The organism is Catelliglobosispora koreensis DSM 44566, from assembly GCF_000379685.1.
GTDB classification, from domain to species: Bacteria; Actinomycetota; Actinomycetes; order Mycobacteriales; family Micromonosporaceae; genus Catelliglobosispora; species Catelliglobosispora koreensis.
This window is the reverse complement of record NZ_KB903292.1, coordinates 168,923-181,254: the sequence shown is the minus strand read 5'-3', so window position 1 is coordinate 181,254 and position 12,332 is coordinate 168,923. Positions and strand designations below refer to the sequence as shown.

Below are 12,332 nucleotides of genomic sequence, written 5' to 3'. Positions count from 1 at the left end.
GCCCCCAATGGCGATCGAGCGGCGTCCACTTCGCGACCAGATACGCGAAGAACTGCTAAAACGCCTCGACCGTGGTGACTTCGCCGCCGGAACCGACGTCAATGAGGCGGCGCTGGCGGCCGAGCTTGGCGTCAGCCGCACTCCCCTGCGCGAAGCGCTGATCACGCTCGCCGGAGAGCGGATCTTGGAAAGTAACCAGGGGCGTGGGTTCCGCTTCGCCCCGGTCAGCCGGCAGGAGTTCCGCGAGGTCTGCTCGATCCTCGCCGCGCTGGAGTCGCTGGCACTGGAGTCGTCTGATCCCGCACACCTCAAACGCATCGCGCCGGACCTTTTGCAGCTGGCCCATGGGTTCCCAGACCCGGTCGCCGAGCAGCAGATCATCGACCGTCATGATGATGAGTGGCATGACTTGCTGCTCAGCGGATGCACCAACGAGCGCCTCCTCGACCTGGTGACCGGCGTCAAGGCGGGCATGCGGCGGTACGCCCACTTGGCTGTCGCCGATGATGCCCCGTTGCGCCGTGACGCCGATGAGCACGCCGCCATCGCCCGGCACCTGCTCGATGGAGACCTGCCGGCCGCCGTTGTCGCGCTCAAAACCAACTGGGCCAACGGCGCTGAACGGATGCTCGCCCGCATCCCCGAGGAATGAGCTCAGATCCAGCCTGACTGCTGAGCGATCCGAATGGCCTCGATCCGGGTGCGCGCACCGGACTTGGCGAGAACACGGGCTAGGTGATTGCGGACGGTGCCATGGCTAAGGAACAACCGTGCCGCGATGTCACGGGTGGTGAGCCCATGCTCGGCTAACTTCAGCACTTCTTTCTCCCGGCTAGTCAGCGGATTCGTTCCCGCGGTAACCGCCGCACGGGCGAGCACGGGATCCCGTACCAGCTGACCACGACTCATGCGGCGCAACCCTTCCACCAGAGTCGTGATAGGAGAGTCCGCCGAGATGAGGCTCGCATCGGGGTTTGACGTGACGACCTCGGCATGCCGGCTATCCGCTAGTCCCTGCGCGATTAGCATCACGTGGCAATGGCTGAGCATTTCCGCGCACAGGTCAGACATCGGCACAGCCGCGGGCAAGTCAAAGTCGACCACAGCCACGTCCGGCTTCTCGGCCATCAGCGCCGCCAGCACCTCATCTCCATCGGCGGCCTCGGCCACAACCTCGATATCGCATTCATCGACCAAGGCCGAAACGAGCGCGCCCCGCACGAGGCGGCCATGATGCGCGAGCAGCACCCGAATCACTGTTGAGACGCCAATGCTGTGCGGCGGGCGGCACATAATGGCGGTACGCGCAGAAGACTGTTCCACCGAGTCACTCCTGGCCAATCTCGCTGACGGTGGACTCGAGTGAGCCCCGTTCTGATCGGACATCGTTATATCGACCAAGTTGCTTGATCGTTACTAGTGAATCTGTCCGGCCAAAGATCGTCTTTCACTATATTTCCGGGCAAAGGCCGCTGGACGTGTCGGTGCTGGCGCGATTGGCCGCGCTGAGCTACGTTGGGTAAGTACAGCCTTCGGTGAGGCGTGAAGTTACCGCCCCGGGGGGAATCACTTCCAGCGAACTGAGCCGCAACTGGCCAGTTGTCACGCGAGCGCGCTTCCTCAGCATTGCCCGGAATGCGCCCCGCCATCTCACTTAGGAGAGCAATGCCTGGTCTCGTAACCACCACACGGCGCCCGAAAGCTAGACAGGCCCGAACCCCCGCGCCAGTTCAGGACATCCAGGAACTGAAGTCCGTCGCGGGCATCCTCGACATCCGCGACGAGCACGGCTTTGTGCGGGTCGAGGGCTATGTGCCGTCCACTCACGACATTTATGTTCCCCAAAACCTCATTCGCCGGTACGGCCTTCGCCGAGGTGACGTCGTCACGGGACTGGCGAGCGACACTGAGGTCGTTTCGTCAGCCAAGCGGGCCAAGAACAGTCCGCTAGTGCGTCTCGACACCGTGAACGGCGCTCCTGCGGGAACGGCCGGCACCCGGCCGGTCTTCCATGAGCTGACACCGCTTTACCCGCAAACCCGGCTGCGCATGGAGACCGAACCGCATCTGGTGACGACACGCGTGCTGGATCTGCTGATGCCGATCGGCAAAGGCCAGCGAGCGCTGATCGTCTCGCCACCGAAAGCCGGAAAGACAACGATCCTGCAAGCGATCGCGCACGCCATCCACGTCAATCACCCGGAATGCCACCTGATGGCCGTGCTCGTCGACGAGCGGCCCGAAGAAGTAACAGACATGCAGCGCTCCATCCATGGTGAAGTGATCGCGTCCACCTTCGACAGGCCACCGTCGGACCACATCGCCGTGGCCGACCTCGCCATCGAGCGTGCCAAACGCCTTACCGAGCAAGGAAAAGACGTCATCATCCTGCTCGACTCCATCACGCGCCTGGCACGGGCCTACAACCTGGCCGCCCCCTCCAACGGCCGGACCCTTTCTGGCGGCATCGACTCGACCGCACTGCAGGCCCCCAAACGATTTCTGGGCGCGGCTCGCAACATCGAAGGCGGCGGCTCACTAACCATCATCGCCTCCGCCCTAGTCGAAACCGGTTCCGCTGGCGACACCCTCATCTTCGAGGAATTCAAGAGCACCGGGAACGCCGAATTCAGGTTGCTGCGCACCGTCGCCGACCGCCGGGTCTTTCCCGCCGTCGACTTCGATTCATCTGGTACCAGGAAAGAAGAAATCCTTGTCGGGCCAGAGGAATTGGCACTGATCCGCAAACTGCGCAAGGCTTTGCTCGCCCTCGATCCGCGGCAGCGCGCCGAGCAACTGATCGACAGCCTGCTCAAGACTTCTAGCAACACCGAATTCCTGCGCCAGATAGCGCGATCGGCAAACTGAAATCACACGCCTGCACGGGCGGCTGTGCTGAAACCCCGGAACCACAGCCAGGCCGGCAGGACAATGAACTCGAAAAGACCGCCCGGGATATACATCAACGCACCGGAGCCGTTGAGTGTGTCCACGACTCCGATGAGATCCAGGATGGCGCTTGCCAGCAGCAAGAGGTATCCCACGACGCCGAGCACGGCGATCCAAGCCGGGACAAGCTTTTCGCGCAACAGGAGCCAGCACAGCAGCATGCTGCCGATGCCCAGGATCGCCATCGCCATTTGATAGGTAGTCCGGCTGAACCCGGTGGCTCCTTCTGCCAGTGCCAGAAAGACCGCGTCGCCTTCGCCTGCGCTGGAGTAGTTGCCGCTCAGGCCAAGCAGGAAGAGGTGGCTGCACACTCCAAGACTCAGCAGCACACACTCCGCGGTGCGGAAAGCAAGGTATGACATGGCAATGGTCTCGTTATGCCTGCGGATTACCGGCAGAAAGCCTAGAGCGATGCCGACAACACCAATGGCCATGAAGAGCCGCATCATTCCTCCTAAGAGGACAGCGGCCTCCTTATCACGGATCTCTGCCAGGGGGCCTTGCAGAATGGGTGCGGCCACGTAGGCGTCGACCATGCCCATGAGCGTGGTAAGCACGAACAGCGTGGCGATCAGACGGGCCGGAAACTTGTCGCGGAGATTCATCTGCACCTCCAGGAAAGCCGATATTACACTACACTGTGTAGTGTAATAAGAGTCCTGTCAACCGTCCTTCGAGAGGGCCGATGGCCAAGCAGCAACGCGATACCAGCAAGAAGCGCGAAGCGATCCTCGACGCTGCCGCTCACGTGTTCGCCACCCAGGGCTTTGACGTCGCCAGCATGGATCACATCGCCGAAGTGTCTGGCGCGTCCAAGCGCACGGTCTACAACCACTTCGCGAGCAAGGAAGTGCTTTTCCGCGAAGTGGTCGACCGGTTCCTCGCACAGTCACACGAACTCAAGGAAATTCCTTACGACCCCAAGCGCAGTCTGGCCTCGCAGCTCGCGCGCTTCGCTGATTCCATCCTGGACCTCACGCGAAACGAACAGTGGCTGGGCCTGACCAAAGTGATGACCGGGGTGACTGTCCGCCAGCCGGGCTTTGTCGCTGAGACGCTCGCCCGCGGCGGCCGCACCGAGGACACGCTTGAAACGTGGCTTCGCGCCGCCAACGCTGACGGGCGCATGAAGGTGCGCGACCCCGGGCTCACGGCACGAACCTTCTGGGCGGCGCTCAACGGCGCCTTCCTCATGCCCGCGATCTACGTCGCTCCCGTGCTAGCCGCGGAAGCCAACGCGATGAAGAAGGAACTCATCGACCTGCTGCTCGCCAAGCACGCGGTCACCGCCAGCTAGGCATTTCGCCGGCTTGTGTCCATTTGCGACACTGCTGCTATGTCGAGTGTGCTTCAGCAGCTTCCGGCACTTATCGGTGTGGTGGTTGGGGTTGTCGCGACTTATGTCGCCACGGTGGCTGCCGAACGCGGCCGCTGGCAGCGCCAGCAGTCCGTGCGCTGGGACGAGCGGCGGATCACCGCATACATCGAATACGCGCACGCGGTCAAAAAGGTCCTGGCCATCACCGTGCGGCTGGCCGCCCAGCGAGGCATTCACCCTGATGATGACGAGATCTCGCCTGAATACACCATCGCCGACTTGGCGTCGGCCGAAGACGAGCGGACCATCAAATGGGAAGCCGTCCTGATGATGGGCAACGAGGCCGTTGTCGTGGCTGGCCGCGACTGGCATCAGAGCGCCTTCAAGATGATGCGGATCGCCTGTGGACAGGCGACCGACGTCAGCTGGCCAGAGGCGGTGACGACCACGGGGCTGGGCCGGCGGCGTTTCTACGAGGCCGCCAAGCGGGACATCGGGGTCGCGGTCGGCCACACGACCGAGGCTTACGAGTGGCAGATGAGCAAGTGGCTAGCCGACCGGCCCCAAGACGTTGCCAAGGAAGAGAACCGGTAGGTTCCAATTCAGCATATGTCTGCGTGACTGTCTGTATTGGACCAGCCACGAATTATTTCCTTCGGCAATCGCTAGCCATCCGGGGCGGCAACGCTCAGTCCGGCGGCCTAACGAACTACTTCGACAGGCAGCGCCCTGCGGGTTACCACCCGATGAAGAAGGAAGCGCCGCTCGGTACGCGGTCATCGGCGGAGCAGAACGCCATGCTCGTTGGTGGTTCTTCCGGCCGGTGTCTCGATGTGCTAACGGCAGCAGCACCAACAGAACCCAGCTGCAGATATGGGACTGCTGGGGCGGCAATATGCAACGCTGGACACACCGCCAGCGACACACTCCAGGTGTATGGCAACAAGCGCCTCGACGTCCTGGTAGCGGGAACCACCATGAAACCCAGGTCGTCATCCGGGATTGCCACGGCGCCACCAACCAGCAATGGAGCCAGCGCACATAACCATCCAGCAGTCACACGCCGAAGGGCCGGCTCCGCAAAGGAACCGGCCCTAACGCGCCTGTGACGCGATTAAGTTGGAAGGCGGTGCGAACCCGCAGCGTGCCGGCAGCTCGCATTTCCGCACCTGCCCTGAACCAGCGGGAACTTCAGCTGCTGACAGGTACAGGTTTTGACCTTGCACGGGACTCCGAGGTTGACCGGCGGGTCGTTTCGCTTACCCGCCCGCGGCGGCTTGGTGGCGTTGCGACTGGCTGTTTCCTGTTTGCTTTTCGCTGAGGTGGACATGAACATCACCGCTTAGACGATCGGCCCCGTGTGGGGCGAAAGCGCCACCCAGGCGCCGGGCTCCGGCAGCGGCCAAACCGCCCATTCGGCGCCGGGCGCCAGGTGCGAATGTCACCCTCAGTTTACGCTCGCGTGCGTGTCCCGGGCGCAAAACGGCGGTGTCCACTGTGGACCGCTTCCAAAGGCGGGCAAAGAAAATCCCCGCACGTCTGTTGACGTTTGGGGAAATCTGGAAAGTGCGCCGCCAGGGACTCGAACCCCGAACCCGCGGATTAAGAGTCCGCTGCTCTGCCAGTTGAGCTAGCGGCGCTCGTGGCAACGGGAGAAACCTTAGCACGGCCCCAGCAGGGATCTCCAATCGGTATCCCTCCGGCGCCGTAAATGTGACAAACGCTAACAAAAATTCGGATTCTAAGCCCAAGACGGGCGCTAAGGCCGGGCGAGCATGACACGGTCGAGCACTGGTTTGTAGCCGAGCTCACCGGACTGGCTGTCTTCGGTGGAACCGAACACCAAGACATGCTCAGCGAGGGATGCGGCGGCCGAGGTGGCGGCGGCGAAAGCCGCCTCGGCGTGAGCGCTGTCAGCGGGAGCGTAGACAGCGCTCAGGCGGACCATTCCGGCGGCAAGTCTGCTGCGGCCAGCCATCGCGACCGGTGTGCCGTCGCGTTCCCACAGCGTTATCCCGCCGTAGGTGAGCGGATCGTCGACCACGTAAGCGGCCTCGCTCGGATCACCCGGGTAGGCGGCCATCAACGCGTGAAACCACGACAGCAGCAGCTCACGGTCGGCCGCCACAGCGACTCGCGCCTGACCGGGCGGATACGTGGGCGGGACGAACTCGGCGAGCCGGTAAAGCGTGATGCGGGAACGCTCACGCAACTCCAGTGCCCCGGCGACCGCGTCGGCGAAGCGTCCATCGACACCGATCGCCTCCACGGAACCAAGAACCCCCGGCAGCTCTGAAATCGCCGAAGGTGGCACGAGAGAAAGGATCGGCGGATGCGCGGGGGCTTGAAGAAACGCACCGGTCACCGCACCCGACGGATCTAGCCACCAGCCGTACAACTGGTCTGGCGCGACCGACGGTCTGGCCTGTAGGTAGGCCGCTTCTGTCAGCAGAGCGGTGTGCTCAACCGGATGTGCCCCAAGGAAATCGCCCGCTACGGCGAGAAAGCTGTGCACGTCAGCTGATGTATGCCAAGTCACGGCAGGTCGAAGCTCGCGGTCACGGTCAGGCCCGGTGAGGTGTTCGCGAGGTGGACGCTGTCGCTGAACTCGCGCACCACCCAGAGTCCGCGGCTGCCGTCCCCGGTGATGGGCGTTCGCTCTCGTCCAGCGTTTTCCAGGTCGGTGATGCCGCGGCCACGGTCACGCACTTGGCAGTGCAGCGCGCCGTCGGCTGCCCAGAGATGTAGCTCGCCTCGCCCGCCGCCATGGCGGACCGCGTTAGTGGCTAGCTCTGTCGCGACGACGAGCAGCTGGGTGAGGCGCTCGTGGCCGATGCCCAATTCAGAAGCGTGCGCCGCGACGGAGGAACGGAGCTCATAGAGGTTGGTGCGATCGAACCGGACGGTGAGACCTGTCGCGGCGGGAGCCGGAATCCCACGGGAACTTTGATCGCGTTTCATGGCAAGCTCTGCATTCGCACTTGGGGAAGCTGTGCTGCCCCAATGCTTTTGAAGACAACCGCTGCCTCTCGGCTGCACAGGATCACCATCTCCCGGCCCAGTGGCAGTGACATCGCCGCGCGGGCGATGACCGTGGCGGCGGTGATGTCTATGAAGTGCAACTTCGCCAGGTTGACGTAGATGGTTTTGTCCAGCCGCAGTGCTTCGGCTATCGCCTGCTGTAACGGATCCAGGTTGGTGTAATCCAGCTCGCCCGAGATGCGAATGCCCGGCGGGCGATGCTGACGGCAGATCCGCAGCAAGGCAGTGTCGTGATAGGCCAGTGCGGCAACCGCTTTGGGATGTGTTTCGGCTGCCTGTGCCAAAGTGACCGGGTCGAAGGAGTCGCGATCATATTGGCAAAACAGCATCAGCTGGCCGCCGTCGAAGAGGGCCGCGGCCTCCCGCTCAAAGGCGATCAGCTGCTCGGCCGCGGCCATGGGCTTGATGGCCCAGCACATGTCCGCGGCGATTCGCACAGCCGTGAAGCCGTTCGTTTTCGCGGTATCCACTTCGGCGCGCACCGCCGAGATCATCTCGCCCGCGCTCACGACGCCTGTGGCGAGTAGCTTCTCGCCGATGTCGTGGATGGCGAGTTGCCCCCGCCCGACCGCGACGGTCGCCGCGATGTCGCGTATCGCGAGTTCCTTCATCAGCCCATCAGGCTGTGAGTCGGTGAAGCACACCACACGCTGCCCGCGTTCGAGGCCATCCGCGACGAATTCCGCCACCAGGTCGACTCGCTCGTCAGGGTCGGTAAACGTCAAACACGCATGATCTCCGAGATCAAGCTGATCGACTGTCACCGCATCCGCCATCGATGGCCCCCAATATCCAGCCCGGTTTCCGACATGCCCATACCCCAAAGTCCGTAACCTAAACGGCTTACGGGGCGGCGTCCAGCCGGACACTCATCCGTAGTCCACAAGCGACATTAAGTAACCGCTAGCTGGCGCGGAAGGTACAGACCTTCCAGTCGCCGTCTTCTTTGACGAGGGTGATAGTGACGTTGCTCGTCCTGGTCTTACCGTTGTCCGTCGCCGTGATCTCGGCCGTGACGTTCGCGGAGCTGTCGTGTTCCTTCGTGGACAAGATCTTCCAGTCGAGCAACCGGTCCTCGTCGTCCTTCATGTCCTGTTCGTCGATCTCATCACGTTTGCTCGCACAGGTATGTTCGCGCATCTCCGCGGCATCCTTGTCCTTCACCGCGGCAAGGTAAGTGGCGGCGACATCCTCTGCGTCTGCCTTGAACCATTTCTGGTAGGCGAAAATCCCGCACGCCAAACACACCACGAAAGCGACCGCTGCCACAGCTGCCGCGATGAGCCAGATTTTGCTGGGGTTGCTCTGCTTCTCAGGCACGTCCGTCACAGCGCGCAGAGTAACCGATCAGCGCGGCGCTGGCCTAAGCGAAGACGAGTCCAGCGACCCAAACGGTGGCGATCGTCAGGGCTGAAGCCAGCTCGATGAGCAGGTAGAGGCCGGCCGCTTTCAGGGCGTGCTTCGTCGACGCCCAGGCTGGGCCGGCCGCTTGCAAGCGAATCTGCTCTGCCAGCCAAACGCCGAGCACGAAGCCGATGGGCAAGCCAAGAAACGGCAACACGAAGAAGCCAACGATGCCGCACAGGCCACCGATGATGAGCGTGCGGTTAGGAACGCCGGCTTCCTTCATCCGCTTGCCGGGCCAGGCGTACTGAACAAGGACACCGATCAGCGCGATCATGGTGGCGATGCCGAGCACCACCCATCTGCCCCAGCCATCACCAGCAAAGATGGCCCACACCAAGACGCTGGCCCAGCAGAGCAGGACCCCTGGCAGCACCGGAATGATGGTGCCGAGAATGCCGCACAGGATTCCGATCCCACACAGGATGGTGATGACCGTGTCGACGTCGAAGTTCACTGTCCCATTGTGCGGCTAAGATCCGGCTGATGGACGACAAGCAGTGGCTCGCGCAGCGATTCGAGGAGAATCGCGCCCACCTCCGCGCCGTGGCCTACCGGATGCTCGGGTCGATGAACGAGGCGGAAGACGCCGTTCAGGAGACCTGGATCCGGCTCAGCCGAACGGATTCCAGCGAGGTGGACAATCTCGGCGGCTGGCTGACTACAGCCGTTTCCCGGGTTTGTCTTGACATGCTCAGGTCCCGCAAGTCCCGGCGCGAGGATCTGGCCGGCGATGACCAGCCCGAGCCCACATATGACGGCGGCCTCGATCCCGAGCGCGAGGCACTGCTGGCTGACACTATGGGCCCAGCGTTGATGGTGGTGCTGGAAACCCTTGCCCCGGCGGAACGTCTCGCCTTCGTCCTGCACGACCTGTTCGCCGTCTCGTTCGAGGAGATCGCGGTTATCCTCGACCGGTCCCCCGCCGCTACGCGCCAGCTGGCTAGCCGCGCCCGCCGCCGCGTGCAGGGGTCAGAACCGGCGCCCGACGGCAATCTTTCCCTGCAACGGCAAGTGGTCGACGCCTTCCTCAATGCTTCCCGTCACGGGGACTTTGCCGCTCTGCTAAGCCTGCTCGACCCCAATGTGGTCTTTCGCGGTGACGCGACCGCGGTCAAACTTGGCGGCCCGAGCGAGATGCGCGGTGCGATGGCCGTGGCGGGCAGTTTCAATGGCCGGGCCGAGGCGGCTCATCTCGCGCTCATCGACGGCACGTTCGGCGCCATGGTTCAGACGCCGAGCGGCAAGGCCTTCATCGCACTCACGTTTACGGTCGCCGACGGCAAGGTCGTTGGCATCGACGCGATCGCCGATCCACAGCACCTCAAGGAGCTTGAGTGGCAGCTGTCATAAGGAACATGACAAAGGCGATCGAGGCGGCGGCAGCCGCCGCGCGAGCCGAAGACGCCGACGGGCTCACCGAAGCCGTTGGCGAACTGTCCAAGCTGGACGCCGCCCAGACCGGAAAGGTCCTGGGCGGCGTGCTCAGATTGCTTCTGGAGCAACAGCATCCGGATGGGCTCGACAGTGATGACATCAAGTCGGTTCTTGAGGAAACCGTTCGCGGCGCGGCGAGCTGGCTTCCCGAGACCGATCCGCACACGTTGCTCATCGTTTTGGCTGGGGCACTGGGAATTCACCCTGACGACCACGAAGAGGTCGCCCGTCCCGCGCCGGAGTCCTTGTCCTTCAACGCCCCGCTGCTGATCGCTCACTTACTCGGCCCCGTGAAGTCCGTGAAACCTTATGTCGAGGCCACTTTCGCCAACATCGCGCAGACCGAACTCATGGAAGAGCCGTAACGGGCAGGTCCCGTCCTGTGCGCATCGGCCCGAGCAGGAGCACCAGCGGTGCCATCGCCACGGCGGTGGTCATGATCCACAGTGTCGGCCGCACACCGACCGCCTCACCCAGGAAGCCACCGATCAGCCCACCGAGCGGAATCGTCCCGAAGTTGAGAAACATCATGCTCACCGTCACCCGTCCGAGCATTTCCCGCGGCACATAGGACTGGCGGAAGCTGCTGCGGATGATGTTGTTGACGACAACTCCCGCGCCGACCATGAACCCACCGGCGATGACGAAACCGAGCCGCCAGCCCTGCCCGGTGAGCGGGATGAGGATCGCGAAGGGTGACGTCAGGAAGAGCGTGAGGAGCATGCCGTGCGACGTGCCGAAGCGTGCGGTGATGCGGCTGGCGCTCATGGCACCCAGGACACCACCGACGCTCATCGACATGAGTAGCGCACCCACGCCGCCGGGCGTGACGCCCACTTCACGGATAAGGAATACGACCAGGATCGTCTGATATCCCGTTAGCACCAAGTTGCTCAGCGCTCCGCCGACCGTGAACACCCGCAGATAGGGGTCGCGGGCGAGGAAACTCCAGCCTTCCTTGATATCGCGGCGCAGGTTCAGTTCGCGTGGCTCGATCGCCGCTTCACCGCCGCGGATGCGCAGCAGGCAGACCGTTGAGATGACAAAGCTTGCGGCATCAGCGATCAGACCGCCGAGGGCGCCAGCGGACTGGGCGATAAGGCCTGCCAAACCTGGCCCGGCGACGTGCGCCGCCGATTCACTGCCCTGCAGCTTGGCGTTGCCTTTGGGAAGCTCCTCTTTGGACAGTAGCGCCGGGATGAAGACCTGATAGGCCGTCTGGAAGAACACGTTCGCCGTGCCCATCAGCAAAGCGACCGCTAGCAACAGCCCGACGGTCAGGAAACCGGCGACCGCCGCGATGGGAACGAAAAGCAGTAACAAGGCCGAGGCGGCGTTGCACGCCAGCATGAGCGGGCGGCGGCGCAGCCGGTCGACCCAAGCCCCGGCGGGCAGGCCGACAAGCAACCAGGGCAGCCATGAGGCCGCCGTCAGCATACCGACTTCGAACGTGCTGGCGTTGAGAACCGTAACGGCGACAAGGGGAATCGCCACACTGCTGATGCTGCTGCCCAGTTTGCTCGTCGTTTCCCCGAGCCAGAGCCAGCGAAAGTCGATGGTCATGGCTGGGCCGGCAATCCGTAGGTGAAGACCAGGACCGGACTGCGCTCAGCGCCATCGTCAGGAAGCTCCCGGTTTCCCCACTTGTCGAGGACGGCGATGATGTCCCGGCTCACCTGAGCCAGTTCCTCAGGCGTGAGCCGCATCCACTTGTCAGCGGTGAACGAACTGTCTTCCCAGCCTTGCTTTTCCGCCGGGGTGGCCGCGAACCACGCCTTCGCCAGCGAGGTGTGCTGGTCGAAGATGACTTTCTGGGCTTCATCGGCCACAAGTGCCCCGGCGGGATCGTCTTTGAAATCGGTGGAAGACCACCGGACGCTCGTGGTGACGATCCGCCACCACCTCTCCCGCTTGTCTCGCGCCAGCTCCGGCGCTTCTTCGATCATGTCGGCCGCACCTAGTACCCGAAGGTGGTGGCTGATATTGGCCACCGCCTGCCCGGTGCGTTCGGCGAGCGTGCTGGCGGTGGCAGGGCCGTAGACCCGGAGCATGTCCATGAGCCGGCGCCGCAGCGGATGGGCCAAGGCGGCCAGAGCTGACGGATCGGTGAGGTGACGAGGTGCCATGCACTGATCATGACATCCACAAGAGACGTTGTGCAAGAGATATTGCGCAATTGTTT

At 63.3% G+C, this 12,332-nt stretch carries 15 protein-coding genes, 1 tRNA gene and 1 pseudogene; 7 read left to right on the top strand and 10 right to left on the bottom strand.

The window, feature by feature from the left end:
* Nucleotides 1-7 precede the first annotated feature (7 nt).
* The gene (locus A3E1_RS0135035) at nucleotides 8-652 is read left to right on the top strand and encodes a GntR family transcriptional regulator (protein WP_020525497.1); all 645 of its coding nucleotides are present in this window, start codon (nucleotides 8-10) and stop codon (nucleotides 650-652) included.
* A gap of 2 nt (nucleotides 653-654) precedes the next feature.
* Here the strand turns inward: A3E1_RS0135035 and A3E1_RS0135030 are convergent, their stop codons facing one another.
* The gene (locus tag A3E1_RS0135030) at nucleotides 655-1,323 is read right to left on the bottom strand and encodes a response regulator transcription factor (protein WP_157631942.1); all 669 of its coding nucleotides are present in this window, start codon (nucleotides 1,321-1,323) and stop codon (nucleotides 655-657) included.
* Nucleotides 1,324-1,728: 405 nt separating this feature from the next.
* Between A3E1_RS0135030 and rho the strand changes: the two are divergent.
* A pseudogene (gene rho / locus A3E1_RS0135025) lies at nucleotides 1,729-2,868 on the top strand (transcription termination factor Rho); the annotation flags it as partial.
* Nucleotides 2,869-2,870: 2 nt separating this feature from the next.
* Here the strand turns inward: rho and A3E1_RS0135020 are convergent.
* Nucleotides 2,871-3,554: a DUF4386 domain-containing protein gene (locus A3E1_RS0135020; protein ID WP_020525494.1), complete on the bottom strand. Its 684-nt coding sequence runs from the start codon at nucleotides 3,552-3,554 to the stop codon at nucleotides 2,871-2,873.
* Nucleotides 3,555-3,634: 80 nt separating this feature from the next.
* On the opposite strand from A3E1_RS0135020, the gene A3E1_RS43780 reads away from it, so the two are divergent.
* The 3 genes from A3E1_RS43780 to A3E1_RS47580 are packed head-to-tail and all read left to right on the top strand — an operon-like array spanning nucleotide 3,635 to nucleotide 5,376.
* Nucleotides 3,635-4,246, top strand: coding sequence for a TetR/AcrR family transcriptional regulator (locus A3E1_RS43780; protein ID WP_020525493.1), 612 nt, complete (start codon nucleotides 3,635-3,637; stop codon nucleotides 4,244-4,246).
* A gap of 39 nt (nucleotides 4,247-4,285) precedes the next feature.
* Nucleotides 4,286-4,861: a hypothetical protein gene (locus tag A3E1_RS48685; protein ID WP_020525492.1), complete on the top strand. Its 576-nt coding sequence runs from the start codon at nucleotides 4,286-4,288 to the stop codon at nucleotides 4,859-4,861.
* A complete protein-coding gene (locus A3E1_RS47580; RefSeq protein ID WP_245571538.1) occupies nucleotides 4,798-5,376 on the top strand; it encodes an arabinofuranosidase catalytic domain-containing protein in 579 nt (192 codons plus the stop codon). The genes A3E1_RS48685 and A3E1_RS47580 overlap by 64 nt, the downstream gene beginning before the upstream one ends.
* A 458-nt stretch (nucleotides 5,377-5,834) precedes the next feature.
* Here the strand turns inward: A3E1_RS47580 and A3E1_RS0135005 are convergent.
* The 6 genes from A3E1_RS0135005 to A3E1_RS0134980 form a co-directional block, all read right to left on the bottom strand.
* Nucleotides 5,835-5,907 (bottom strand) — tRNA-Lys (locus tag A3E1_RS0135005).
* 119 nt (nucleotides 5,908-6,026) lie between these two features.
* Complete coding sequence (locus A3E1_RS43775) at nucleotides 6,027-6,782, bottom strand: hypothetical protein (RefSeq protein WP_020525491.1); 756 nt, start codon at nucleotides 6,780-6,782, stop codon at nucleotides 6,027-6,029.
* Between the two features lie 20 nt (nucleotides 6,783-6,802).
* Nucleotides 6,803-7,228 carry an ATP-binding protein gene (locus A3E1_RS43770; protein WP_020525490.1) on the bottom strand — a complete coding sequence of 142 codons (426 nt, stop codon included), beginning with the start codon at nucleotides 7,226-7,228 and terminating at the stop codon, nucleotides 6,803-6,805.
* Nucleotides 7,225-8,034, bottom strand: a complete 810-nt coding sequence (locus A3E1_RS0134990; protein ID WP_169454498.1) for an MEDS domain-containing protein — start codon at nucleotides 8,032-8,034, stop codon at nucleotides 7,225-7,227. Before A3E1_RS0134990 ends, A3E1_RS43770 begins: the two co-directional genes overlap by 4 nt.
* A gap of 178 nt (nucleotides 8,035-8,212) precedes the next feature.
* The gene (locus A3E1_RS0134985) at nucleotides 8,213-8,638 is read right to left on the bottom strand and encodes an Rv0361 family membrane protein (RefSeq protein WP_020525488.1); all 426 of its coding nucleotides are present in this window, start codon (nucleotides 8,636-8,638) and stop codon (nucleotides 8,213-8,215) included.
* Between the two features lie 34 nt (nucleotides 8,639-8,672).
* Complete coding sequence (locus A3E1_RS0134980) at nucleotides 8,673-9,170, bottom strand: DUF456 domain-containing protein (protein ID WP_020525487.1); 498 nt, start codon at nucleotides 9,168-9,170, stop codon at nucleotides 8,673-8,675.
* A 29-nt stretch (nucleotides 9,171-9,199) separates the two neighbouring features.
* Between A3E1_RS0134980 and A3E1_RS0134975 the strand changes: the two genes are divergently transcribed.
* Together A3E1_RS0134975 and A3E1_RS0134970 are read left to right on the top strand one after the other, a co-directional pair.
* A complete protein-coding gene (locus A3E1_RS0134975; protein ID WP_020525486.1) occupies nucleotides 9,200-10,066 on the top strand; it encodes a sigma-70 family RNA polymerase sigma factor in 867 nt (288 codons plus the stop codon).
* A gap of 5 nt (nucleotides 10,067-10,071) precedes the next feature.
* On the top strand, nucleotides 10,072-10,515 hold the full coding sequence (locus A3E1_RS0134970; RefSeq protein ID WP_020525485.1) for a hypothetical protein: 444 nt from the start codon (nucleotides 10,072-10,074) through the stop codon (nucleotides 10,513-10,515).
* Here the strand turns inward: A3E1_RS0134970 and A3E1_RS43765 are convergent.
* Both A3E1_RS43765 and A3E1_RS0134960 read right to left on the bottom strand, forming a co-directional pair.
* Nucleotides 10,499-11,713 carry an MFS transporter gene (locus tag A3E1_RS43765; protein WP_020525484.1) on the bottom strand — a complete coding sequence of 405 codons (1,215 nt, stop codon included), beginning with the start codon at nucleotides 11,711-11,713 and terminating at the stop codon, nucleotides 10,499-10,501. The genes A3E1_RS0134970 and A3E1_RS43765 overlap by 17 nt on opposite strands.
* Nucleotides 11,710-12,276 (bottom strand): ArsR/SmtB family transcription factor, encoded by a 567-nt coding sequence (locus A3E1_RS0134960; protein WP_020525483.1) that lies wholly within the window; start codon nucleotides 12,274-12,276, stop codon nucleotides 11,710-11,712. The genes A3E1_RS43765 and A3E1_RS0134960 overlap by 4 nt, the downstream gene beginning before the upstream one ends.
* Nucleotides 12,277-12,332 lie beyond the last annotated feature (56 nt).